The following is a 24,452-nucleotide window of genomic DNA, read 5'->3' as shown; positions in this document are numbered from 1 at the left end:
AGAGACAGCGGCCATGATTTACACCACGCTTCAAGTCGCCCTCGGCGGGGCTATCGGGGCCGCGCTGCGGTTCCTGGCGGGGGTCGGCATTTTCAGGCTGACCGGCCCGGGCTTTCCCTATGCGATCCTGACGGTGAACATCGTCGGCAGCTTCGTGATGGGGCTGTTCGTGGTCTTCGCCGCGAAGACGGCCAACACCCATCTTAGCCCCTTCGTGATGACGGGGCTGCTGGGCGGGTTCACGACGTTCTCGGCCTTCTCATTGGAGGCGTTTACGCTGTTCGAGCGCGGTCAGACGGGGGCGGCGGCGATCTACGTGCTGGCCTCGGTGGTGTTGTCGATTGCCGGGCTGATCGCCGGCGTGATGCTGGCCAGAGGAGCCTTCGCATGAGCCGAGTTCAAACCCTGAAAGTGGGCCCCGATGAGGCCGAGCAGCGGCTGGACCGCTGGTTCCGCCGCCAGTTTCCCCATGTGCAGCAGGGCCGCATCGAGAAGATGTGCCGCAAGGGTGAAATCCGCGTCGACGGCGCCCGGGTGAAGTCGAATACCCGCGTGGGTCCGGGCCAGGAGGTGCGCATCCCGCCCCTGCCGACCGAGGAAGAGGTCGCGGCGCAGCCCAAGATCGTACATGTCTCCAAGGCCGATGCGCAGATGATCCGCGACTGCGTGATCTACAAGGACGACCATATCATCGCGCTCAACAAGCCGTCGGGGCTGGCGGTGCAGGGGGGCTCGAAGACCTCGCGCCACGTGGACGGGATGACCGCCGCGTTGAGCTTTGACCGCCATGACACGCCGAAGCTGGTGCACCGGCTCGACAAGGACACGTCCGGCGTGTTGGTGCTGGCGCGTACGCCTGCGATGGCCAGCGCGCTGACCGCCGCCTTCCGCCACCACGGCACCCGCAAGATGTACTGGGCGCTGGTGGCTGGCGTGCCGTACCCGAAGATCGGCACGATCAAATACGGGCTGGTGAAAGCGCCGGGCCACGGCAAGGGCGGCGAAGGCGAGAAGATGCATTGCGTGCACCCGCGCGAGGTTGCGACGACCGAAGGCGCGAAACGCGCCCAGACCGACTACGCCACGCTGTGCTTTCTGGGCCAGCGCGCCGCCTGGATGGCGCTGGTGCCGATCACCGGGCGCACGCACCAGCTGCGCGCGCATATGGCCGAGATGGGTCACCCGATAGTGGGGGACGGCAAATATGGCGGCTCAGGTCAGGAAAATATGGGCGACGGCTGGGGCGCGGAGCTGGGGGCGGAAATCTCCAAGAAGCTGCACCTGCATGCGCGCTCCATCGAGTTCGAACACCCGGTCACGGGTAAAATGCTGCGGATTGATGCGCCGCTGCCGCCGCATATGCAGACCTCGTGGGATTTTATGGGCTGGACCGAGCGGGACGTGCCGAACGATCCCTTTGACGCGGATGAGCAATGGGGGAGCTGAAGCTCGTCATCTTTGATGTGGACGGCACTCTGGTCGACAGTCTCGCCAACATAAAGTGGGCGATGGCCGTCGCGTTCGAGGCCTGCGATCTTCCCCAGCCGGACCCGGACGCGGTGCGCGGCATCATTGGGCTGTCGCTGCCGGTTGCCATGGCGCGGCTTGCGCCGGGTGCGTCTGACGCCGCGCAGCGCGCCTTGGTGCTGGCCTATTCCGAAGCGTTCCGCAGCGAGGCGGAAGCACGGCCGGAGACGACGTTCTTCCCCGGCGCTTTGCAGGCTGTGCAGCAGCTGGCCGAGCAGGATGAGGTGCTGCTGGGCATCGCCACGGGCAAATCGCGGCGCGGCATGGACCGCATTCTGCGGACCTACCGGCTGGAGCGGTTGTTCCAGACCGTGCAGGTGGCCGACAACCATCCGTCCAAGCCACACCCGTCGATGATCGAGACCTGCTTGGCGGACACCGGGACCGAGCCGCATCAGGCGGTGATCCTCGGTGACACGACCTTTGATCTGGAGATGGGGCGCAGCGCCGGGATCGGCACCATCGGGGTGGCGTGGGGCTATCACGACACGGCGTCGCTGCGGCCCCATGCGGACATGATTATTGACGACTACGCGGCGCTCGACGGCGCGCTGCAGCAGATGTGGGAGACACGCGCATGAGCGAGTGGGCGGCGAAGCGCTTTTGGGAAAAGACCGACGTGATTGAGGCCGATGCGGGCTACACCGTGCATCTGGACGGGCGCGGCGTGCGCTCGCCGCTGAAAACTCCGGTCGTGGTCCCGACCCGCGCCATGGCCGAAGCGATAGCCGAAGAATGGGCCGCGCAGGAGGACAAGATCGACCCGCTGTCGATGCCGGTGACCCGCGCGTGCAACGCGGCGCTCGACAAGGTGGCGGTGCAACACGCGGAGGTGGCCCAAATGCTCGCCGACTACGGCGACAGCGACCTGATCTGCTACCGCGCCGACAGCCCCGAGGGGCTCGTGGCCGCGCAGGCGGAGGGCTGGGACCCGCTGGTCGACTGGAGCGCCACGGAGCTGGGCGCGCCGCTGCAACTGCGGGTCGGCGTGATGCATGAGCCGCAGCCGCCCCAAAGCCTTGCGGCTTTGCATGGCCATGTCGAGCGCTTCGACCCGTTCGCCTTGACGGCGGTGCATGACCTTGTTGCGATCTCCGGTTCGCTGGTCCTGGGGCTTGCGGTTACGCGCGAGCGGCTGGAGGCCCAGGAGGCGTGGGATTTGAGCCGAATCGACGAGGAATGGCAGATCAGCCAGTGGGGCGAGGACGAAGAGGCCGCGGCGCAGGCCGAAATCAAGCGGCGCGACCTGCTGCAAGCCGCACGTTTCTTTCAACTTTGTGCCTAACGGCGCAGTTTTCGGCGGTTTTGCAGGCGCATTGTTAACCAAAACGCAAAAACCTGGCCGGATGGGCTGAAAATGCCTTTGTTTACCGAGGGTCAACCCCCGATATTGCCTTGACGCGAAAGCGTTGATTTGGCCTTATTCACGCTCACTGAGGGGGAGAACCATCACCCTCAACTTATCGCCCCCGACCTTCACTCGGTCGGAACAAACTGCCCCGACAAAATACGGGGCGGACCATCAGGAAGAGGTAAATATGAAAAAATCCGTTTTTCTTGGCGCCCTGACCGTAGCTGGCGTCATCGCTGGCGGCGTTCAAGCTGCCACGCTTGACGAAGTGAAGTCGCGCGGCAAGCTGAACTGTGGCGTGACCACCGGCGTGCCTGGCTTCGCTGAGCCCGACGCATCCGGCGTGTGGCAAGGTTTCGACGTGGCTGTGTGCCGCGCCGTGGCTGCAGCCGTGCTGGGTGACGGCAATGCCGTTGAGTTCGTGCCGACCACCGGCAAGACCCGCTTCACCGCTCTGGCCTCCGGCGAGATCGACATGCTGGCCCGTAACACCACCTGGACCTTCTCCCGTGACGTCGACCTGAAGTTCGAATTCACCGGCGTGAACTACTATGACGGTCAAGGCTTCATGGTTCCCAAGGAGCTAGGCGTGGCATCGGCCAAGGATCTGGACGGCGCAACCGTCTGCATCCAGACCGGCACCACCACCGAGCTGAACCTGGCGGACTTCTTCCGCTCCAACAACATCAGCTACGAGCCCGTTCCGATCGAGACCGGCGCAGAAGCCGTTCAGCAGTATCTGGCTGGCGCATGTGACGTGTACACCACGGACGCATCCGCTCTGGCCGCTCAGCGTGCCAACTTCGAAGATCCGTCGGCTCACGTGCTGCTGCCCGAGATCGTCTCCAAAGAGCCGCTGGGCCCGCTGGTGCGTCACGGCGACAACGAATGGGCTGACATCGTTCGTTGGACCCTGAACGCGATGATCACCGCCGAAGAGCTTGGCGTGACCTCCGTGAACCTGGAAGAGCTGTCCGCTGGCTCCGACAACCCGGAAATCAACCGTCTGCTGGGCACCGAAGGTGACCTTGGCGCGATGCTGGGTCTGGAAGCTGATTGGGCCAAGAACGCCCTGGGCGTTGCTGGCAACTACGGCGAAGTGTTCGAGAAGAACATCGGCGCAGCCACCCCGATCGGTCTGGCCCGCGGCCTGAACGCTCAGTGGACCGATGGCGGCCTGATCTACTCCCCGCCGTTCCGGTAAACACATACAAGGTCAAGGGCGCGGTCATACCGCGCCCTTTTCCTATCTAGACGACCCGGCCCGCACTCTGGGCCACCACGACAAAAGAGCTGGCAGCTCCCGCACCCGAAAACGAGGTGCATCATAAATCGCGCCGGCCAAGACAGGGAACGTCCAAGATGACGACACTAGCCGATCCGCACACGGAGTCGTTCCGGCTCTCTATGCTGTTGAACGATACGCGCTACCGATCGCTCACCTTCCAATTCATCGCCCTCGTGGCCATCATCGCCTTCATGGCCTTTGTGGGTGGCAACCTGGTACGCAACCTCGCCGCCGCTGGCCTGAACATCAGCTACGAGTTTCTGGGCAGCCAGGCGGGCTATGACATCAACCAGCGCCCGATTGAGTACACCTCGCAATCGACCCATGGGCGCGCGGCGCTTGTGGGCCTGCTCAACACGCTGATCGTGGCCTTCCTGGCCTGTATCACCGCGACGATCATTGGGGTGATTGCGGGCGTGCTGCGCCTGTCGAACAACTGGATCGTCAGCAAACTGATGAGTTTCTATGTCGAGATCTTCCGCAACGTGCCGGTGCTGATCTGGATCCTGATCATCTTCTCGATCATGATCAACACCGCCCCTGCGCCGAGGGACTTCCGCGGCGATGATCCCGCGGCGTCGATGTGGCTGTTCGACACGATCGCGGTCACGAACCGGGGCGTCTACATCCCGAAGCCGGTCTGGGGCGAGGGCTCTTTGCTGGTGCTGGGTGTGTTCCTGGCCTCGATCGTGGGCATTTTCCTGTTCCGCCGCTACGCGCGCAAACAGCTGTTTGACCATGGTCGCCTGATCCCGACCTTCTGGCCCTCGGTCGGGCTGTTCTTCATCCCCGCGATCCTTGCGCAGCTTGTGCTGGGCTCGCCGATCTCACTGGACTACCCGTCGCTTCAGGGCTTCAACTTCCGCGGCGGTATCACGATCCTCGGCTCACTGATCGCGCTGTGGTTCGCGTTGGCGATCTACACCGGAGCCTTCATCGCAGAGAACGTGCGGGCGGGTATCCTAGCGATCTCCAAGGGCCAGACAGAGGCCGCGGGCGCGCTGGGGCTACGCCCCAACCGCATCATGTCGCTAGTGGTTCTGCCGCAGGCGCTGCGGGTCATCATCCCGCCGCTGATCTCGCAATATCTCAACATCACCAAGAACTCCTCGCTCGCCATCGCGGTGGGCTACATGGACGTCACGGGCACGCTGGGCGGCATCACGCTGCTGCAGACGGGCCGCGCCATCGAGACGGTGCTGTTGCTGATGTTGTTCTACCTTACGATCTCGCTGTTGATCTCGTTCTTCATGAACATCTTCAACGAGCGCATGAAGCTGCAGGAGCGCTAAGATGTCAGATACACACGCACAGACTGTCGCCTTCGTCCGCGAGACTGAAATCCCACCCGCGCCGCCCCCTGCCAGTCAGGCGGGCGCCGTGAAGTGGGTGCGGGAGAACCTGTTCTCGGGGCCGTTCAACACGATCATGACGCTGTTGGCGCTCTACTTCATCTACAAGATCTTCATGGGAGCCTTCCCGTGGTTTGCCAACGGGGTCTGGGACGCGGGCTCGATCCGGGAATGCCGCGACAAGGTCACGGCGTCCGGCGCGGAGACCGGCGCGTGCTTTGCCGTGCTCGTCGACCGCTGGGACCACCTGATGTTCGGCTTCAAATACCCCGCTGACGCCTATTGGCGCCCGCTGGTGGCCTTCCTGGTGATGCTGGTGGCGATTGCGCCGGTGCTGTTCAGCAAGGTCTTTCCGCGCAAAATGCTGATCCTGACCGCGCTTTATCCCTTCCTGGCCTTCTGGCTGATCTGGGGCGGCTCGCTTTGGGTGCCGCTGACCATTCTGGCCGCGATCATCGTCACGGGGATGATCTTCAAGTTCGTCGAAAGCCTCGATGTCGGCGCCCGCACCATTCTGGCGGCGGTCGTGGGGGCCGGGGCAGGTGCCGGGCTGGCCTATCTGCTGTTCACCGGCGCGCAAGAGCTGTGGTTCATCGCGGGCTCCATCGGCAATGCCACGATCCTGACGCTGATCTCCAGCACGCTGTTCATGGCGCTGTCGGTGTTCACCTACGCGATGTTCATCCCGATGGGCATCTTCGTGGGCTACGCGATCTACAACGACGCCGAGGATGGCGGGCTGGTCACCATCGTGACCTCGCTGGCCGCGATCTACGTCATGCTGGCCTACCTGCTTGGGCCGGTGTCGGGCACGCTGAACTCGATCATTCCGATCGAGCTGCAGGCGGTGCCCTCGCGCGACATGGGCGGCTACATGCTGTGCATGATCCTGGGTGTGGTCTGCGTGTCGCTGTCGATCCCGCTGGGCATCATTCTGGCGCTGGGCCGTCAGTCCAACATGCCGCTGATCAAGGGCGTCTGCGTGGTCTTCATCGAGTTCATCCGCGGGGTGCCGCTGATCACGCTGCTGTTTGTGGCAAACGTGATGCTGGCCTACTTCATGCCGCCGGAAAGCAACTTTGACCTGATCCTGCGGGTGATCATCATGATCACCATGTTCTCCTCGGCCTATATCGCCGAGGTGATCCGGGGTGGCCTCGCCGCCCTGCCGAAGGGCCAGTACGAGGCGGCGGACAGTCTGGGGCTGAACTACACCCAGGCGACCCGTCTGATCATCCTGCCGCAGGCGCTGAAGATCTCGATCCCGGGCATCGTCAACGTGGCCGTGGGCCTGTTCAAGGACACCACGCTGGTGTCCGTGATCTCGATGTTCGACATCGTCGGCATGATCCGCGGCCCCATTCAGCAGTCCACCGACTGGATCAGCATCTACTGGGAGGTCTACCTCTTCGCAGCGCTGGTCTTCTTCGTCGTCTGCTACTCGATCTCGCAATATTCCCAGTGGCTTGAGCGTCAGCTCAACACCAGCCACCGCTAAGGAGACCTGAACAATGAACCAACAAGCCCAAATGACGGTCTCGGACGAAGTCGCCATCGAGATCACCAACATGAACAAGTGGTACGGCACCTTCCACGTGCTGCGCGACATCGACCTGACGGTGCAGCGTGGCGAGCGGATCGTGATCTGCGGGCCGTCCGGCTCTGGCAAGTCCACCCTGATCCGCTGCATCAACGCGCTGGAGGAACACCAGGCGGGCAAGATCGTGGTGGATGGCACGGTGCTGTCGTCGGACCTGAAGAACATCGACAAGATCCGGTCCGAGGTTGGCATGTGCTTCCAGCACTTCAACCTGTTCCCGCATCTGACGATCCTCGAGAACTGCACGCTGGCGCCGATCTGGGTCCGCAAGACCCCGAAGAAAGAGGCCGAAGAGGTGGCGATGCACTTCCTCGCCAAGGTGAAGATCCCGGAGCAGGCCGACAAGTACCCCGGCCAGCTGTCGGGCGGCCAGCAGCAGCGTGTGGCCATCGCGCGCTCGCTGTGCATGAAGCCGCGGATCATGCTGTTCGACGAGCCGACCTCGGCCCTTGACCCGGAGATGATCAAAGAGGTGCTCGACACCATGATCGAGCTGGCCGAAGAGGGCATGACCATGCTTTGCGTGACCCACGAGATGGGCTTCGCCCGTCAGGTGGCCAACCGCGTGATCTTCATGGATGCGGGCCAGATCGTGGAGCAGAACGAGCCCGAGGAGTTCTTCAACAACCCCAAGAGCGACCGGACCAAGCTGTTCCTGAGCCAGATCCTCGGCCACTGAGACAGCGTCTCGACGAAAACGAAAAGGCCCCGGGCGCATCCGGGGCCTTTTTGCTGTCCGGGTGTGGTGAACGTCAGGCGGTCTGCAGCTCTTTCAGCTCCCGCGGCACGATGAACTGGATCACCCGGGCCGTGCCGAAGGACAGGTCGGCCCAGCTGTCGCCGCTGAACTCCGCGATCAGGGTGGCAGTTGTCGGGTAGACCGCGAAACGGTCATGGTTCGGCGGCACATCGACGATCATACGCGCCATCTCACACATGCCAGGATTGTGGCCCACGACCATCAAATCCCCCGCAGGCGCGCGCTTGATCTGCGCCAGGATCGTGTCGGGAGAGGCGTGGTAAAGCTCGGGCGTGTGGATCACCTGTGGCGTGGGGTCCATCTGCTCGCACATCAGCGCGCAGGTCTCCTGCGCCCGCTCCGCGGTCGAGCACAGCACATGGGCGGGCGTGTGCCGCCTGCCGCTGATCCATCCCCCCATCCGTGTCGCCGCCGCGCGTCCGCGCTCGTTGAGAGGGCGGTCATGATCATCGAGGCTGAGATCGTCCCAGCTGGACTTGGCGTGGCGGGTGAGGATGAGTTTCAAGCGGAGCTCCCTTTGTGGAACATCGACATGTGATAGGCCGACTGAGCCTCTACCCTGCCATAGCTTTGGGAGATCGGGCAAGCGCGGCGCACGGTGCAGCCCTTCGCGCGCTGCTCTGCGCCCGCGGGCGTGTCGAGATAGGCGTGGCAGCGCGGCACGTCGTAGCCTGCCCCCGTGAGCGCGCCGGAGGGGCAGGCGGTCAGGCAGGGCTGGTCCGCGCAGGTGTCGCAGGGGGTCGCGGGCGGCGAGGGCAGGTCGAGCCGGTCCGGCAGGGCCAGCGCACCGCGATAGCTGACCATCAACCCGGCCCGCGCATGGACGAGCAGGGAGACGGGGGAGGCCCAGGCCTCGCCCGAGCGGAGGGCCCAACGAAAGAATGGCTGATAGGGCGGGCCGCCGAACGGATAGAGAGGCGTGGCACCGAGCTGCTCCGCCAGCGCGCCGATCACCCGGCGCGACCAGCGGTCCATCGGATCGGGCGCACCATCGCGCCATTCCGGGCTGGCGATGAACTGCGCCCAGAAGCCGGGCTCGCACGGGCCGAGCAGGACAAGCGTGCCGGTGCCCTCCGGGGCCATGTCATCGGCATCGGGGTGGAACGCGCCGAGTGTGTCGAGATGGACGGCCCGGGCCGCAGAGCGCACCGCGTCGAGCGTCATCGCCTAGCTGTCTTGCCGGATCATGGAGCCCGCGCCGTGGGGCGTGAACAGCTCCAGCAGGCAGGCATTGGGCGCGCGACCGTCGAGGATGACCGCCGCGCGCACGCCACCGTCGAGCGCGGCCAGCGCGGTCTCTGTCTTGGGGATCATGCCGCCGGCGATGACGCCCTCTTGCGTCAGCTTACGGATGGCGGACGCGGTCAGCTCGGTCACGACCTCACCTGATTGGTCCTTGACGCCCGCGACATCGGTCAGAAGCAGGAGGCGGTCGGCCTTCAACGCCGCGGCCACGGCGCCTGCGGCGGTGTCGCCGTTGATGTTGAATGTCTCGCCCTCGGCGCCGAAGCCCAAGGGGGCGATGACGGGGATCATGCCCGCCTCGAACAGGGTGTGCAGGACCTCGGGCCGCATCTCGACCGGCTCGCCGACAAAGCCCAGATCCGGGTGGCTGGGCTCGCAGCGGATGAGGCTTGCGTCCTTGCCGGACAGGCCCACACCGCGCCCGCCCTGGCGGTTTATGGCCTGCACGATGCGCTTGTTGACGACGCCCGACAGCACCATCTCGACCACCTCGACCGTGGCCGCATCGGTAACCCGCTTGCCGTCGACGAAGTGCGAGTCCACGCCGAGGCGGGCCAGCATGTCGTTGATCATCGGCCCACCGCCATGCACGATCACCGGGTTGATGCCCACCTGCTGCATCAGCACGATGTCGCGGGCGAACAGGTCCATCGCATCATCGCTGCCCATGGCGTGCCCGCCGAGCTTGATCACCACGATGGCCCCATCGTAGCGCTGCAGATAGGGAAGCGCCGCGGACAGGGTTTCTGCGGTCTCGAACCAGTTCTTGTCCATGGCGGTCTGCTTTTTCATTGTCTGTCTGGCATTGGGGCGTTCGCGGGGTTGTAGCCCCTGCCGCGCGGGCGCTCAAGCGAGATGAGCGATTGCCGTGGGCGCGCGGGCGGGCCTAAGGTGGGCGCGAAGGAGAGCCACCATGAGCGAGCCCCGCAAGACCCTGCTTTTGACAGGCGCGAGCCGCGGCATCGGCCACGCCACCGTGCAGCGTTTCAGCGCCGAAGGCTGGCGGGTGATGACCTGCTCGCGCCACCCGTTCCCAAAGGAATGCCCCTGGGGCGGCGGGGCGGAGAACCATATCGAGATTGATCTGGCGGATCCGAAGAACACGATCGAGGCGATCGAGGTTATTCGCGCGCGCCTTGGCGGGCGGCTTGATGCGCTGGTCAACAATGCGGGCATCTCACCCAAGGGGGAGGGGGGCGCGCGGTTGAACACGCTCGACACCGATCTGCGCACCTGGGGGCATGTGTTCCATGTTAATTTTTTCGCTTCCGTCGTGCTGGCCCGCGGGTTGCGGGCTGAGCTGCAGGCGGCGAAAGGGTCGGTGGTCAACGTGACGTCGATCGCGGGGAGCCGGGTGCACCCGTTCGCGGGCGCGGCCTACTCGACTTCGAAAGCCGCCCTGGCGGCCCTGACGCGCGAGATGGCCCATGATTTCGGACCGCTCGGGGTCCGGGTCAACGCGATTGCGCCGGGGGAGGTGGAAACGGCGATCCTGTCACCGGGAACCGACAAGATCGTGGAGAAACTGCCGATGCAACGGCTCGGGCAACCCGAGGAAGTGGCCGCTGCGATCTTCTTTTTATGCTCCGATCAGAGCAGCTACATTTCCGGCACGGAGATCGAGGTGAACGGCGCGCAGCACGTCTGACGCGCATGCCCATGGCTCGCCGGGCCTGTCGGCCCGTCGATCCGCTGGAGAGGCGCTGCCTCTCCAGACCTCACCGGTCGTGGGGAGCTGCCCCACACCCCGCCGTATTTTTGGAACAAAGAAAGGGGCGTTTGGTCCGTTTCGTCACGTATAAGATGTGAGATCACCGGAGTTTACCTCCCCGGGCCTCGGTGCATATGCGTCAGGCGGTGGTTTCCCACCTGATCTACACAGGTTTTGTGCCCTGGTTGGTTAGGCCGGGGCGGCTGGACGTCCGGGGGCGGGTTTTACGCGAGGCGGGCTAACCTCGTCTTATGCCACCGTACGGTGGTCTAGCTGTGGATCGGCCCGTCACCGCAGGCCAACGCCGCCTCGCGCACCGCCTCTGAGTAGGTCGGGTGGGCGTGGCAGGTGCGGGCGAGGTCTTCGGCCGCGGCGCCGAATTCCATTGCGACGCAGATCTCGTGGATCAGGTCCCCCGCCATTGGGCCGATGATATGCGCGCCCAGGATGCGGTCTGTGTCCTTGTCGGCAAGGATCTTGACGAAGCCGTCGGCGGCATGGTTCGCCTTGGCGCGGCCATTGCCCATGAAAGAGAATTTGCCAGCCTTGTAGGTGCGGCCCGCCTCCTTCAGCTGCTCTTCCGTCTGGCCGACATTGGCGACCTCGGGGTGTGTGTAGATCACGCCCGGGATCACGTTGTAATTCACGTGGCCCTTCTGGCCGGCGATGACCTCCGCGACGCCCATGCCTTCGTCCTCGGCCTTGTGGGCGAGCATCGGTCCGGTGATGGCGTCGCCGATGGCGTAGATGCCGGGGATATTGGTCTGCCAATGACCGTCGGTCTTGATCTGGCCGCGGTCTTCCATCTCGACGCCGAGCGCGTCGAGGCCCAGCCCGTCGGTGTAGGGCTTGCGGCCCGTGGCCACGAGCACGATATCGGCATCCTCGGTATGCGCGCTGTCATCCTTGCGCAGTTTGTAGGTCACCTTGGCCTTGTTGTTCTTGACCTCGACGCTCTGCACCGCGGCGCCGAGCTGGAACTCGAGGCCCTGCTTGGTGAGGATCTTTTGGAACTGGCGCTGCACCTCGGCATCCATGCCCGGCGTGATCGTGTCGAGGAACTCGATGACCTTCACCTCGGCCCCGAGGCGCTTGTAGACCGAGCCGAGCTCCAGCCCGATGACACCCGCGCCGATCACGATCATCTTGTTTGGAATCTTGCCCAGCTCCAGCGCGCCGGTGGAGGAGACGACCACCTTCTCGTCGATCTCGACGCCCGGCAGGGTGGCCACGTCGGAGCCCGAGGCGATCACGATGGTCTTGGCCTCGTGCACGTCGTCGCCGACCTTGACCTTGCCCGCCTCGGGGATGCTGGCCCAGCCCTTGATCCAGTCCACCTTGTTCTTCTTGAACAGGAATTCGATGCCGGAGGTGTTGGCCCCGATCACGTCGTCCTTGTAGGCGAGCATCTGCTTCCAGTCGACGGAGGGCGCTTTGCCCTTCAGGCCCATCTTGGCGAAGTTGTGCTCGGCCTCGTGCAGCTGGTGGCTGGCATGCAGCAGCGCCTTGGACGGGATGCAGCCGACGTTCAGGCAGGTGCCGCCGAGGGTCTCGCGCCCTTCGACACAGGCGGTCTTCAGGCCAAGCTGGGCGCAGCGGATGGCACAGACATAGCCGCCGGGGCCGGAGCCGATGATGATGACGTCATAGCTGGACATGGGGATCTCCTTTGGAGCGTGACAGACGGGAATACTGGCCGCGCCACCAGATGAACACGGTGAGCGCGAGGATGATCAGGGGGGAGAGAACGACCAGCAGGCTGAACGGGTCCGCGCCGGGCTGTGCGGCGTAGAGAAACAGCATGAAGCCGTCGGCGGCGTCGAACAGGAAGGCGAGCCAGATCAGCGGCACCACGGGCAGGCGCGCCAGATGCGTGCCCGCCAGCGCCAGCCACCAGAGCGGGAAGCGCCAGTGGGTCGGGCTCGTCTCGGCAAAGGCGCTGCCGGTGGCCAAGATCACGCCCACCACGAAGATCGCGGCGAGCCCCCAATAGGTTACGGTGCTGAAGTGCGGCCAGCTCATACCAGCGCCGCGATCAGCATCAGGACGGTGGACCCGAAGCCCGCCAGCCAGATCACGCTGCGCCAAGGCGCGAGGCCTTGCACATAGGCGGGGACGTAGAGGATGCGCGCGATCAGGTACACGTGGGCGCAGGTCCGCGTCAGAGGGCTGGATTGATCTGACAGGGTCACCACGACCACGGCGATGGTGAACAGGATCAGCCCCTCGAAATGGTTGTTCATGGCGCGCTGGAGGCGGCCGGCGGTGCCGGTCAGCTCGATCTTCTTGTCGCGCGGGCCGATGGCGGTCCTGGGGCCGACCTGCAGGTTGGCCGTGACCGAGTAGAGGCAGAACTGGACCACCTGCAGCAGGGCCGCGAGGGTCAGGATATAGAGTTCGGTGGTCATGCCGCGCGCTCGAAATGGTAGCTCACGTCGTCGAAACGGTCGGCCGGAAAGGTATAGAGAAAGCGCAGCTGGTCGCTGTCGGACGCGGTCCAGGCATGACGGCATTGGGGCGGGATGTAGACGCTGTCACCGGGGCGGATTTCAAGCGTGCGATCCCCAAGGGTCACGCTGCCGGTGCCACCCAGCACATAGGCGGTCTCGGCGATGTCGTGGTGATGCGGTGCCTCGGTCTGCCCCGGCGCGATGGTGGCGATGCCTTGGACCAGCCCCGCTGTGGGGCCGTGGCTGCCATCGACCAGAGTGCGAAACATCACGGAGCCCTTGGTGGCGTCGTTCCAATGCTCTGGCGCGGGGCCATCGACGGGCACATGGACGGGAAGCGGTTTCATGTCAGTCTCCATTCGAATTTGATCGAAGGGACAGCGCATGGCCCCCGGCGACGGTTCCATACGGGCCAGTGACTGCGTTGCGGCGCGAGCCGAAGGAGCGTGCGAGCCGTGCATCACAGGCGCATGAAGAAGAGCAGGATGGTGGCGAAAAGCCGACGGTCCACGCCAGAGAGCGCCAAGGACGCAGTCCGAAATAATGGGCGGGGACATAGAGAATGCGGGCGCAGAGATAGGTCCAGGCGCAAGCGGCGGTGAAGGCGGTGTTCTGGCCCGACAGCTCAACCACGATCACCACGAGGGTAAACATGATCAGCCCTTCGAAATGGTTTTCGAATGCCGGGAACAGACGTGCGGGTTTGTCCGACAGCTGATCCTCAAGCGACCCGCCGAGCCGCGACTGATCCCGCGCCGACATCGTCTTCCCTGGCCCAACGTCTAGGTTGCAGGCGACCGACATGATGCCGAACTGGATGACTTGCAGAAGGCCCGCGAGGGCGAGGGCGATGAGGTCGGGGGTCATGTTGAGGCGCCCGCTTTCATTTCAAAATACCGCCGCGCGTCTTGGAGGCCGGATTGGTTCAAATAGGGCATTCGGGCGAGCTGTGTGCGAATTGCATCTTCGGCGGTGTCAGCGTGGCGCAAGACTGCGTCGAACGTGCCAATGTAGAGAATTGTATCGTAGCAGTCTCGAAAACCTCGGCTTCGCTTCTCTTGGTCCAATTTTGTCTGGATTGTCCTTATGACTTCGGCCGCGCGGGAAAAATCCCGATCCAGGAAGGCTAGGGTATAGGCAATCACGTGCGATCCGCCGATAAGGATAGCGAATAGAGCTGCGGCATCAAAAAAATGGGACCGTGCCGCGAACCACATCGTTGCGAGAATGATCGCGGCCACAAGCGTTGCGACCCCTTTCATCCAGTCTCTAATGGGAATTTTCTTAAGCGCCAGGTCGCCGCCCAGAAGATAATATACAGCCAGCCAAGGGGCAGAGAGCACCAGAAGCTTAAGGAAGCTGTATGGAGGTCCGATCAAAAGTTCTACTGCCATCCAGATGATGCCGAGTGAACTGATTGCACCCGCGGCAAACACCCACCTCAAGGGCGTGACCGAGATCCCCTCTGCTTCAAGGTTTGTGCGCATGACATGCGCCGCCCCCGGGAGCCCGGATTTCAATTGCGGATCTGGGCGCAATACCCATTGGATATGATCGTTATCCGAATGTGTCATTAGGGATCACAAATCCATCAACAACCGGCGCGGATCCTCCAACGCCTCTTTCACACGGACCAAGAACGTCACGGCGCCTTTGCCGTCGACGATGCGGTGGTCGTAGCTGAGCGCGAGGTACATCATCGGGCGGATCACCACCTCGCCGCCGATGGCCATGGGGCGGTCCTGGATCTTGTGCATGCCAAGGATACCCGACTGAGGCGGGTTCAGGATGGGGGAGCTCATCAGCGAGCCGTAGACACCGCCGTTGGAGATCGTGAAGGAGCCGCCCTGCATCTCGGCCATGGACAGCTTGCCGTCGCGGGCGCGGGCGCCCTTCTCGGCGATGGCCTTCTCGATGGCGGCGAAGCTCATCGCGTCGGCGTCACGGATCACCGGGACCACAAGCCCTGTGGGCGTGCCTGCGGCGATGCCCATGTGCACGTAGTTCTTGTAGACGATGTCGGTGCCGTCGATCTCGGCGTTGACCTCGGGGACCTCTTTGAGCGCATGGCAGCAGGCCTTGGTGAAGAAAGACATGAAGCCGAGCTTCACGCCGTGCTTCTTCAAAAATAGGTCCTTGTACTCGTTGCGCAGCGCCATGACCTCGGTCATGTCGACCTCGTTATAGGTCGTCAGCATTGCGGCGGTGTTCTGGCTGTCCTTCAGGCGGCGCGCGATGGTCTGGCGCAGGCGGGTCATCTTCACCCGCTCCTCGCGTGAGGCATCATCCGCGGAGACCGGCGCGCGCGGGGCCTGGGCCGCAGGGGCCGGGGCGGCGGGCGCTGCGACAGCTTTCATGACGTCTTCCTTCATGATGCGCCCGTCGCGGCCGGAGCCCTGAACAGTTGCAGGATCGATGCCCTTCTCTGCCATGATCTTGTTGGCCGACGGCGCGTTTTCTACGTCCTTGCCGGAGCCGGAGCCCGACTGCGCGGCAGCGGGCGCAGGCGCGGCCTCGGACGCCGGAGCGGAGGCGGCAGCGCCGCCGGAAGACGACAGAACGGCCAGCTTGGCGGAGGCATCGACGGTGGTGCCTTCGGCTGCGGTGATCTCGGTCAGCACGCCTGCGGCTGGGGCGGGCACCTCGACGGAGACCTTGTCGGTTTCCAGCTCGCACAGCATCTCGTCGGCGGCAACGCTGTCGCCCACCTGTTTAAACCATGTGGATACGGTCGCCTCGGTCACGCTTTCGCCCAGGGTGGGCACCATGACGTCGATGCTGTCGCCGCCGCCCGTGTCACCGCCTGCGGTGTGGGCGGGGTCTTCTTCGCGGGGCGAGGCGGCGGGGGCCTCTTCTTCCTTGGCGCTTTCCTTGGCCTTGGGGGCAGCGTCAGAGCCAGCGTCGCCTTCGCTGACCTGAGCCAGCAGGGCGTCGACGCCGACAGTCTCGCCTTCCTGGGCTACGATCTCGGACAGGGTGCCTGCGACGGGCGAGGGGACCTCGACCGTGACCTTGTCGGTTTCCAGCTCGCACAGCATCTCGTCCACCGCGACGGTGTCGCCGGGTTTCTTGAACCAGGTGGCGACGGTGGCCTCGGTGACGCTCTCGCCAAGGGTGGGGACGCGAATCTCAGACATATCAGTTTCCTTCGATCGTCAGCGCGTCGTTCACGAGCGCTTCTTGTTGGGCTTTGTGTTGGGAGGCGAGGCCGGTCGCGGGCGAGGCCGCGGCGGCACGGCCGGCATAGATCGGACGGGAGTGCTTGGCCCCGATGCGGGTCAGCACCCATTCGATATTGGGCTCGATGAAGGACCAGGCGCCCTGGTTCTTGGGCTCTTCCTGGCACCAGACCATTTCGGCGTTCTTGAACCGCTCCAGCTCCTTGACCGCCGAGATGGCGGGGAAGGGATAGAACTGTTCGAACCGCATCAGGTAGACGTCGTCGATGCCGCGCGCGTCGCGCTCTTCGAGCAGGTCATAATAGACCTTGCCCGAGCACATCACGACCCGCTTGATCTTGTCGTCCGCCTTCAGCTTGGTGTCGGAATTGCCGTGCTGGGCGTCATCCCACAGCACCCGGTGGAAGCTGGAGCCGGTCTGGAACTCTTCCGCCTTGGACACGGCCAGCTTGTGGCGCAGCAGCGATTTCGGCGTCATCAGGATCAGCGGCTTGCGGAAATCGCGGTGCAACTGGCGGCGCAGGATGTGGAAGTAGTTGGCCGGCGTCGTGCAGTTGGCCACGATCCAGTTGTCGCCGCCGCACATGGTCAGGAACCGCTCAAGGCGGGCCGATGAGTGCTCCGGTCCCTGTCCCTCGTAGCCGTGGGGCAGCAGGCAGACGAGGCCAGACATGCGCAGCCACTTGCTTTCGCCCGACGAGATGAACTGATCGAACATGATCTGCGCGCCGTTGGCGAAGTCGCCGAACTGCGCTTCCCACAGCACGAGCGCGTTGGGCTCGGCCAGCGAGTAGCCATATTCGAACCCTAGCACGGCGTATTCCGACAGCATCGAGTCGATGACCTCGTATTGCGCCTGACCGCTGCGGATGTTGTTGAGCGGGTAGTAGCGCTCTTCCGTTTCCTGGTTCACGAGGCCGGAATGGCGCTGGGAGAAGGTGCCGCGGGTACTGTCCTGGCCCGCCAGACGGACCGGGTAGCCTTCGGTCAGCAGCGAGCCGAAGGCAAGCGCCTCGCCCGTGGCCCAGTCGAAGCCTTCGCCGGTCTCGAACATTTTGGCCTTGGTCTCCAGCAGGCGGCCCACCGTCTTGTGCAGCGGGTAGCCGTCGGGGGCCGATGAGAGCGCCTTGCCGACCTCTTCGAAGGTCTCTTTCGAGATGGCGGTCTGGCCGCGCTGGTAGTCGTCTTCGGCGCGGCGATCCAGATGGGACCACTTGCCGTCAAGCCAGTCGGCCTTGTTGGGCTTGTAGTCCTTGCCCGCCTCGAACTCTTCATTGAGGTGGGCCTGGAAGGCGGCCTTCATGTCCTCGATCTCGCCCTCGGGGATCAGCCCGTCGCGCACCAGCCGCTCGGTATAAAGCGTCAGCGTCGTCTTGTGGCCCTTGATTTTCTTGTACATCACCGGGTTGGTGAACATGGGCTCGTCGCCCTCGTTATGGCCGAACCGGCGGTAGCAGATGATGTCGATGACCACGTCGCGGTGGAACTTCTGACGGAACTCGGTGGCGACCTTGGCGGCATGGACCACGGCTTCCGGGTCGTCGCCGTTGACGTGGAAGATCGGCGCCTCAACCATCAGAGCGATGTCGGTCGGATAGGGCGAGGAGCGCGAGAAGTGCGGCGCCGTCGTGAAGCCGATCTGATTGTTGACCACGATATGCATCGTGCCGCCGGTCTTGTGGCCCTTGAGGCCGGACAGGCCGAACCCTTCGGCCACGACGCCCTGACCCGCGAAGGCCGCGTCGCCATGGAGCAGGATCGGCATGCAGCTGGTGCGTTCGTCGTCGTTGTTCTGGTCCTGCTTGGCCCGCGCCTTGCCCAGCACCACGGGGTTCACGGCCTCCAGGTGCGAAGGGTTGGCGGTCAGGCTGAGATGCACCGAGTTGCCGTCGAATTCGCGGTCGGATGACGCGCCGAGGTGATATTTTACATCGCCCGAGCCATCGACATCTTCGGGCTTGAAGCTGCCGCCTTGGAACTCGTTGAAGATCGCCTTGTAGGGCTTGCCCATCACGTTGGCCAAGACCGACAGGCGGCCGCGGTGGGGCATGCCGATGACAATGTCCTTCACGCCCAGACTGCCGCCGCGCTTGATGATCTGTTCCATCGCGGGGACCAGCGCCTCGCCGCCATCAAGGCCAAAACGCTTGGTGCCCATGTATTTGACATGCAGGAATTTCTCGAAGCCTTCCGCCTCGACCAGCTTGTTCAGGATCGCCTTGCGGCCCTCGCGGGTGAAGGTGATCTCCTTGTCCCACCCTTCGATCCGTTCCTTCAGCCAACCGGCCTGCTCGGGGTCGGAGATATGCATGTATTGCAGTGCGAAGGTGCCACAGTATGTCCGCTTCAGGATCGCCACGATTTCGCGCATCGAGGCGGTTTCAAGCCCCAGCACGTTGTCGATGAAGATTGGGCGGTCCAGATCGGCCTCGGTGAAGCCGTAATTCTTCGGCTCCAGCTCCGGGTGCGGTTCCGGCTCTTTCATGCCCAGCGGGTCCAGATCGGCGGCCAGGTGGCCCCGGATGCGGTAGGCGCGGATGATCATGATGGCGCGAATACTGTCGAGCACCGCCTGCTTGACCTGCGCTTCCGAGACGTTGACACCCTTATCCGCCGCCTTGCCTTCGATCTTCTTGGCGACTTGTTCGGGCTCGGCCCATTGGCCGTCCAGCGCCGCGGTCAGCTCGTCGCTGGGCTGCGGCGGCCAGTCGGTGCGCGCCCAGGACGGGCCAGAGGCCTCCCGCTTGACGTCCACCTCTGTGTCGCCGAGCGCCTTGAAGAACTCCCGCCAGCCCTCGTCCACCGCATTGGGATCGCCCGCGTAGCGCGCATAAAGCTGCTCGAGATACTCGGCATTGTGCCCTTGCATGAAGCTGGAGGCATGGAACTGGTCGTTGGGGCTATGTTCGGTCATTGGGCGTTACTCCTGAGAAGGAAAACTGAACTGCGTTTCCAAAGTGCCGGAAACGGTGACAGGGGCGTCGATCTTGGCGGCGAGCGATGCCGCATTCATCGGCGTGATCGAGAAGCGCTGGGTGGGTGTGGTCTGGGCCACGCTTGGCGGGCCGAAATCGCCCGCCGTATGGGCGATCATGGAATGGGGCGAGAGTGCGAAGCGGCAGATGATGTTGGTCGTCGCCGGATCGGGCTGAAGCCAGAAGACCAGAACCGCTTCCCGGTCGGCGCCGATCTGGCGGGTCAGGATGCGGGTCTTGCTTTGCGGGATGTCGGCCTTGCGCGCGAAACCCGCGACGGTCTTGCGTTGCAGATCGACGATGGCGCGGATCTGCGCGCCGCCGGTGTCGCCTGTGGCATAGAAGGCCACCTGAGGCCAGATCAGCAGCTCGATGATCTCGGGGCCGAGCGGGCCGTCCACGGCGATCCAGCCTTCCTGGCCCAAGGCCGCGACCGTCTCTTCAATGGGGGCGGGGGTGTGGCACGCCTCGATCGAGGCGGACATCTCGGTGAGCGTCATGGCCTGCGCGGGCAGGGCCGACAGAGCGAGTACTGCAATCATGGCGCCTGCTCCACGCTGGGCCAAAGGCAAAGCGCGCAGATCAGCACGAACAGGGCGGGCGGGACGCAGGCCAAAAAGAACACGACGAAAAACGCGATTCTGACCGCGTCTGAGGTGCCGACCAATCCGCTGTACGTGATCGACAGCATGAGCACCGGGAGCAAGCAACAGATCAGCAAGCCAAGCGCCCATAAGGCGGGCCAGCCCGCGTCGCGCAATCTTCGCGCCATCATGCTGATCAGGCTGAGCCCCGCCACCACCGCCAGAGTGATCCCGACATCGTACAGCCAAATGGGCGCCGATGGTTCGGGCATGGTCAGGTTTGCATCGAAGCGCAGCGGCGGCCGGGTTATCTCGGCACTGCCGAAGATCAGGAACGGGATCAGCGTAGAATACACGACGATCGCCAGCCAGAACGGCACGCGCTTCATCGTGCCATAGGGGGAGAAGAGCCATCTCATATGCCTCCCCGGGGAACCATGTGGACTGCAACGTCATCGAGGTAAGCATCGACCCGTGCCCTTATCCCGGGGGTCAGGTCTGCGGCGTCCAACTTGTCGGTGCCAGATGGGTAGAGCGGCATGGGAAAGAGCAGAAAAACTGACAGTTCGTCATACACATAGCTGACGCGCATACCCAAAGGTGTTCCGATTGCCCGGATTCCCAGCCTGACATCCGGACGGTTCTTCGCACTTTGGTGAAGGCTGGACGGTCCGGACAACACGCAGTGATGCGCGCCATCACCCGAACCAAGTACGCCCAGATGCAGTTCATCAAGGTGCATACTGATCTGACCCTCACCATTGGCAGGGTTCTCGGCCACCGCATCCGCCAGAGCAAGGGCATTGCGAGCTACACCTTCAACGCTTGTAGGATCCACATCTTGATGCAGCGATACGTTGAACAAAGCAGACGGTGCCGCATTCGGATCGTCTTGCCAGCCGGACGCGAGCAGCGTGCCCCGCGCGGCTTGGAAATCGATGGGTTGCATGTTGCAAACCTCGAGTACCGTCCCGACCTCAGTCGTCCAATCTCGTTCTGTGGCCGCAAGGGAAGAGGCCGCCAGAGCGGTGCCGAGGCACACGATCTTGGCGGCCGTCTTGATCATTTTCCGATGGCTTCCAGCACGGCTTCGCCGAGACCCGCGGGGCTTTCGGCCACCACGATGCCTGCGGATTTCATCGCTTCGATCTTGCTTTCGGCGTCGCCCTTGCCACCCGCAACGATGGCGCCCGCATGGCCCATGCGGCGGCCCGGAGGGGCCGTGCGACCGGCGATGAAGCCGGCGGTAGGCTTCCAGCGGCCGCGCTTCTTCTCGTCGGCCAGGAATTGCGCGGCTTCTTCTTCCGCGGTCCCGCCGATCTCGCCGATCATGATGATCGATTGGGTCTCGTCATCGGCCAAGAACATCTCGAGCACGTCGATATGCTCGGTCCCCTTGATCGGATCGCCGCCGATGCCCACGGCGGTGGACTGGCCGAGGCCTGAGTCCGTCGTCTGCTTCACCGCCTCGTAGGTCAGCGTGCCGGAGCGGGAGACAACGCCGACCGAGCCGCGCTTGTGGATATGGCCGGGCATGATCCCGATCTTGCAGGCGTCCGGCGTGATCACGCCGGGGCAGTTGGGCCCGATCAGGCGCGACGACGAGCCTTCGAGCGCGCGCTTCACCTTCATCATGTCAAGCACAGGGATGCCTTCGGTGATGCAGCAGATGAAAGGGATCTCGGCGTCGATGGCCTCGAGGATCGAGTCGGCCGCAAAGGGGGGCGGCACGTAGATCACGGTGGCATCGGCCCCTGTGCGCTCGACCGCCTCGTGGCAGCTGTCGAAGACCGGCAGGTCCAGATGGGTCTGCCCGCCCTTGCCCGGCGTCACACCGCCAACCATCTGGGTGCCATACGCGATGGCCTGTTCGGAGTGGAATGTGCCCTGGGAGCCGGTGAAGCCCTGGCAGATGACCTTGGTGTTTTCGTCAATTAGAATGGCCATTGGTGTTATCCCTTCACCGCTTTGACGATCTTCTGAGCGCCGTCTTTAAGGTCGTCGGCGGCAATCACGTCGACGTCGGAGTTGTTGATGATGGCCTTGCCCTCTTCCACGTTGGTGCCCTCAAGCCGGACGACCAGCGGGACCTGGAGCCCGACCTCTTTCACGGCGGAGACCACGCCTTCGGCGATCACGTCGCAGCGCATAATGCCGCCGAAAATGTTGACGAGGATGCCTTTGACGTTGGGGTCAGAGGTGATGATTTTGAACGCCTCGGTCACCTTCTCCTTGGTGGCGCCGCCGCCGACATCAAGGAAGTTGGCGGGCTCGGCCCCGTAAAGCTTGATGATGTCCATCGTCGCCATGGCGAGGCCCGCACCGTTGACCATGCAGCCGATCTCGCCATCGAGCGCGATGTAGTTGAGGTCGTATTTGGAGGCGGCGAGCTCCTTGGGGTCTTCTTCCGTCGTGTCGCGCAGCTCGGCGATGTCGGCGTGGCGGTAGACCGCGTTGCCGTCAAAGCCCATCTTGGCGTCGAGGCATTTCAGATCGCCCTTGTCGGTCACGATCAGCGGGTTGATCTCGAGCATCTCCATGTCTTTTTCGGTGAAGAGCTTGTAGAGCGTACCCATCAGCGCCACGCATTGCTTGATCGCGCCGCCCTGCAGGCCAAGCGCGAAGGCGATGCGGCGGCCGTGGTAGGGCATGTAGCCCGTGGCCGGATCGACGGAGAAGCTGAGGATTTTTTCAGGGGTCGACGCGGCGACCTCTTCGATGTCCATGCCGCCCTCGGTCGAGCAGACAAAGGACACGCGGCTGGTCTGGCGGTCGACGAGCAGGGCGAGATAGAGCTCTGTTTCGATGCCGGAGCCGTCTTCGATATAGATGCGGTTGACCTGCTTGCCGGCGGGGCCGGTCTGGTGGGTCACGAGGGTGCGGCCGAGCATCTTCTTGGCCTCATTGGCGGCCTCTTCGACGGATTTGGCAAGGCGCACACCGCCTGCTTCGCCCGCATCTGCTTCCTTGAACTTGCCCTTGCCGCGGCCACCGGCGTGGATTTGTGCTTTGACGACCCAGAGGGGCCCATCCAGCTCGCCTGCGGCGGTTTTTGCATTTTCGGCGGCGAGCACGACGCGGCCATCCGAGACGGGGGCGCCGTAGGAGCGAAGAAGGGCCTTCGCCTGATATTCGTGGATGTTCAAAACTCTCTCCTTGAGCCAGGGGGTCGACGCAGTGTTGACACGCCGCATGGCCCGCGCAAACGTCCAATGTGACGCAGCGGCCAGAAAACCGACATTTGTGATCACACGCCAAAAAACTGTGATCACAAATATTGTCGACGGGGCGAATCGCGAAAGGCATTGACGCCACTGGACCGCCCAGTGACTTATAAATCATGAATGTTTCCAACAGAATTGCCGTGCCCCATGGCTAAGCCAAGCTGGGGCGTCGTGGGCACCATGGATGAGCCGCCGGAGCTCATTGTGGCCCATGCGGCCCACCACCTTTGGGCGGGCGCGCGGGAGGTGCATGTCTATCTCGATCGCGATGACGCGCGCACCCGCGCACTGCTGGCCCAGCTTGATGGCGTTGTCGTCACCGTCGCCGACGAGGCCTACTGGCGGGGTGAGTTCGATATCAAGGTGCCGAAGACCCACCAGCGCCGCCAGACGCTGAATGCCACCCATGCCTACCAGCGGTGCGGGGTGGACTACCTGCTGCATCTCGACGCCGACGAGTTCGTGCATCAGGCGCATCCGCTGGAGGGCGAGTTGCAGCGCCTCGCCCGGCGCGACCCGACGCATTACCTGAGTCTGCCGAACCTTGAGCGGGTCTGGCTGGACGGGGAGGATCAAGACGCGATGTTCTCGCCACATTTCCGCGCCTCTACCAAACGGATGGAGGGTGATTTCGCCGGGCTGACCCATGACGGCGCGGGGCTGACCCGCTTCGGGCTGACGGGGCATAGCGAGGGCAAGGCCTGCTCTCCGACCGGGCATGACTATGTGCTGGGCATCCACCGCCCGCATCACGACACGGAACGGCCGTGGACCTTCCCGGGCATGAAGCGGTCGCGGTCCTCGGTGCTTTTGCATTTCGACGGGATGACGCGGCTGCACTGGGTCTACAAGCGGCTGCGCAAGCGGCTTTTCCGCGCGATCCAGGTGGGCCAGCCGATCACCGAGCAGATGCAGGCGCAGATCGACGCCATAAATGCGGCGGGGGGCGACCTGCCCGCGGCCAACGCGCTGCATGACCGGATCAAGGTGCTGGGGCCTGCGCTAACGGGCGGGCTGGAGCAGGAAGATCTGTCCTACCGGATCGAGTTTGACCCTCGCCGGGCAGTGGAGGCGCTGTTGCCGCAGGTGCAGCTCGACCTGTCTGCGGCAATGTTTGATGCATGGTTGATCGCGCAAAAGCGCGATGTGTTTGCAGAGCTGGGGGTCAGGATTTGACGGGCAAGGCGCGTCGACGCGCCTTTTCAA

26 protein-coding genes are annotated in these 24,452 nt (G+C 63.9%); 10 read left to right on the top strand and 16 right to left on the bottom strand.

The window, feature by feature from the left end; genetic code table 11:
- The first annotated feature begins 13 nt into the window (after positions 1-13).
- From crcB to C8N43_RS09185, 8 genes are all read left to right on the top strand, one after another.
- Positions 14-391, top strand: coding sequence for a fluoride efflux transporter CrcB (gene crcB, locus C8N43_RS09220; RefSeq protein ID WP_107845318.1), 378 nt, complete (start codon positions 14-16; stop codon positions 389-391).
- Complete coding sequence (locus C8N43_RS09215) at positions 388-1,446, top strand: RluA family pseudouridine synthase (RefSeq protein ID WP_107845317.1); 1,059 nt, start codon at positions 388-390, stop codon at positions 1,444-1,446. Before crcB ends, C8N43_RS09215 begins: the two co-directional genes overlap by 4 nt.
- Positions 1,434-2,108 (top strand): HAD-IA family hydrolase, encoded by a 675-nt coding sequence (locus C8N43_RS09210; RefSeq protein ID WP_107845316.1) that lies wholly within the window; start codon positions 1,434-1,436, stop codon positions 2,106-2,108. Before C8N43_RS09215 ends, C8N43_RS09210 begins: the two co-directional genes overlap by 13 nt.
- A complete protein-coding gene (locus tag C8N43_RS09205; RefSeq protein ID WP_107845315.1) occupies positions 2,105-2,812 on the top strand; it encodes an ATP12 family chaperone protein in 708 nt (235 codons plus the stop codon). Before C8N43_RS09210 ends, C8N43_RS09205 begins: the two co-directional genes overlap by 4 nt.
- Positions 2,813-3,065: 253 nt before the next feature.
- The gene (locus tag C8N43_RS09200) at positions 3,066-4,082 is read left to right on the top strand and encodes an amino acid ABC transporter substrate-binding protein (RefSeq protein ID WP_107845314.1); all 1,017 of its coding nucleotides are present in this window, start codon (positions 3,066-3,068) and stop codon (positions 4,080-4,082) included.
- Between the two features lie 158 nt (positions 4,083-4,240).
- The gene (locus C8N43_RS09195; protein WP_107845313.1) at positions 4,241-5,458 is read left to right on the top strand and encodes an amino acid ABC transporter permease; all 1,218 of its coding nucleotides are present in this window, start codon (positions 4,241-4,243) and stop codon (positions 5,456-5,458) included.
- Position 5,459: 1 nt separating this feature from the next.
- Complete coding sequence (locus C8N43_RS19810; protein WP_245912960.1) at positions 5,460-7,016, top strand: amino acid ABC transporter permease; 1,557 nt, start codon at positions 5,460-5,462, stop codon at positions 7,014-7,016.
- 13 nt (positions 7,017-7,029) lie between these two features.
- Complete coding sequence (locus tag C8N43_RS09185; RefSeq protein WP_107845312.1) at positions 7,030-7,797, top strand: amino acid ABC transporter ATP-binding protein; 768 nt, start codon at positions 7,030-7,032, stop codon at positions 7,795-7,797.
- 73 nt (positions 7,798-7,870) lie between these two features.
- Here the strand turns inward: C8N43_RS09185 and C8N43_RS19595 are convergent, their stop codons facing one another.
- The 3 genes from C8N43_RS19595 to argB are packed head-to-tail and all read right to left on the bottom strand — an operon-like array spanning position 7,871 to position 9,915.
- Complete coding sequence (locus C8N43_RS19595) at positions 7,871-8,383, bottom strand: SixA phosphatase family protein (protein WP_158269954.1); 513 nt, start codon at positions 8,381-8,383, stop codon at positions 7,871-7,873.
- Entirely contained in the window at positions 8,380-9,042 is a 663-nt protein-coding gene (locus C8N43_RS09175; protein ID WP_107845311.1) for a ferredoxin, read from the bottom strand. The genes C8N43_RS19595 and C8N43_RS09175 overlap by 4 nt, the downstream gene beginning before the upstream one ends.
- A 3-nt stretch (positions 9,043-9,045) precedes the next feature.
- Positions 9,046-9,915, bottom strand: a complete 870-nt coding sequence (gene argB / locus C8N43_RS09170; RefSeq protein WP_107845310.1) for an acetylglutamate kinase — start codon at positions 9,913-9,915, stop codon at positions 9,046-9,048.
- Positions 9,916-10,036: 121 nt separating this feature from the next.
- Between argB and C8N43_RS09165 the strand changes: the two genes are divergently transcribed.
- Positions 10,037-10,771: an SDR family NAD(P)-dependent oxidoreductase gene (locus C8N43_RS09165; RefSeq protein WP_107845309.1), complete on the top strand. Its 735-nt coding sequence runs from the start codon at positions 10,037-10,039 to the stop codon at positions 10,769-10,771.
- Between the two features lie 332 nt (positions 10,772-11,103).
- On the opposite strand, the gene lpdA is transcribed toward C8N43_RS09165, so the two are convergent.
- From lpdA to sucC, 13 genes are read right to left on the bottom strand one after another with little or no spacing between them, the layout of a single operon-like run.
- The gene (lpdA, locus tag C8N43_RS09160; protein ID WP_107845308.1) at positions 11,104-12,492 is read right to left on the bottom strand and encodes a dihydrolipoyl dehydrogenase; all 1,389 of its coding nucleotides are present in this window, start codon (positions 12,490-12,492) and stop codon (positions 11,104-11,106) included.
- On the bottom strand, positions 12,479-12,856 hold the full coding sequence (locus C8N43_RS09155) for a hypothetical protein (protein ID WP_107845307.1): 378 nt from the start codon (positions 12,854-12,856) through the stop codon (positions 12,479-12,481). The genes lpdA and C8N43_RS09155 overlap by 14 nt, the downstream gene beginning before the upstream one ends.
- The gene (locus C8N43_RS09150) at positions 12,853-13,242 is read right to left on the bottom strand and encodes an MAPEG family protein (protein ID WP_107845306.1); all 390 of its coding nucleotides are present in this window, start codon (positions 13,240-13,242) and stop codon (positions 12,853-12,855) included. The genes C8N43_RS09155 and C8N43_RS09150 overlap by 4 nt, the downstream gene beginning before the upstream one ends.
- Positions 13,239-13,631: a cupin domain-containing protein gene (locus tag C8N43_RS09145; RefSeq protein ID WP_158269953.1), complete on the bottom strand. Its 393-nt coding sequence runs from the start codon at positions 13,629-13,631 to the stop codon at positions 13,239-13,241. The genes C8N43_RS09150 and C8N43_RS09145 overlap by 4 nt, the downstream gene beginning before the upstream one ends.
- A 1-nt stretch (position 13,632) precedes the next feature.
- Complete coding sequence (locus C8N43_RS09140) at positions 13,633-14,151, bottom strand: MAPEG family protein (protein ID WP_107846308.1); 519 nt, start codon at positions 14,149-14,151, stop codon at positions 13,633-13,635.
- The gene (locus C8N43_RS09135; protein ID WP_107845304.1) at positions 14,148-14,858 is read right to left on the bottom strand and encodes a hypothetical protein; all 711 of its coding nucleotides are present in this window, start codon (positions 14,856-14,858) and stop codon (positions 14,148-14,150) included. Before C8N43_RS09135 ends, C8N43_RS09140 begins: the two co-directional genes overlap by 4 nt.
- 6 nt (positions 14,859-14,864) lie before the next feature.
- Positions 14,865-16,421 (bottom strand): 2-oxoglutarate dehydrogenase complex dihydrolipoyllysine-residue succinyltransferase, encoded by a 1,557-nt coding sequence (gene odhB, locus C8N43_RS09130; protein WP_107845303.1) that lies wholly within the window; start codon positions 16,419-16,421, stop codon positions 14,865-14,867.
- A gap of 1 nt (position 16,422) precedes the next feature.
- Positions 16,423-19,377, bottom strand: a complete 2,955-nt coding sequence (locus C8N43_RS09125) for a 2-oxoglutarate dehydrogenase E1 component (protein ID WP_107845302.1) — start codon at positions 19,375-19,377, stop codon at positions 16,423-16,425.
- A 6-nt stretch (positions 19,378-19,383) separates the two neighbouring features.
- Positions 19,384-19,980: a hypothetical protein gene (locus C8N43_RS09120; RefSeq protein WP_107845301.1), complete on the bottom strand. Its 597-nt coding sequence runs from the start codon at positions 19,978-19,980 to the stop codon at positions 19,384-19,386.
- Entirely contained in the window at positions 19,977-20,441 is a 465-nt protein-coding gene (locus C8N43_RS09115; RefSeq protein ID WP_107845300.1) for a DUF805 domain-containing protein, read from the bottom strand. The genes C8N43_RS09120 and C8N43_RS09115 overlap by 4 nt, the downstream gene beginning before the upstream one ends.
- Complete coding sequence (locus tag C8N43_RS09110; protein ID WP_107845299.1) at positions 20,438-21,088, bottom strand: hypothetical protein; 651 nt, start codon at positions 21,086-21,088, stop codon at positions 20,438-20,440. The genes C8N43_RS09115 and C8N43_RS09110 overlap by 4 nt, the downstream gene beginning before the upstream one ends.
- A complete protein-coding gene (sucD, locus tag C8N43_RS09105) occupies positions 21,085-21,969 on the bottom strand; it encodes a succinate--CoA ligase subunit alpha (RefSeq protein ID WP_107845298.1) in 885 nt (294 codons plus the stop codon). The genes C8N43_RS09110 and sucD overlap by 4 nt, the downstream gene beginning before the upstream one ends.
- Before the next feature lie 5 nt (positions 21,970-21,974).
- Positions 21,975-23,168, bottom strand: a complete 1,194-nt coding sequence (sucC, locus tag C8N43_RS09100; protein ID WP_107845297.1) for an ADP-forming succinate--CoA ligase subunit beta — start codon at positions 23,166-23,168, stop codon at positions 21,975-21,977.
- Positions 23,169-23,393: 225 nt separating this feature from the next.
- Between sucC and C8N43_RS09095 the strand changes: the two genes are divergently transcribed.
- On the top strand, positions 23,394-24,422 hold the full coding sequence (locus C8N43_RS09095) for a glycosyltransferase family 2 protein (RefSeq protein WP_158269952.1): 1,029 nt from the start codon (positions 23,394-23,396) through the stop codon (positions 24,420-24,422).
- The last annotated feature ends 30 nt before the right edge of the window (positions 24,423-24,452 follow it).

The organism is Litoreibacter ponti (genome assembly GCF_003054285.1).
In the GTDB taxonomy this organism is placed as follows: domain Bacteria; phylum Pseudomonadota; class Alphaproteobacteria; order Rhodobacterales; family Rhodobacteraceae; genus Litoreibacter; species Litoreibacter ponti.
This window is presented reverse-complemented; position numbering and strand designations above follow the sequence as displayed.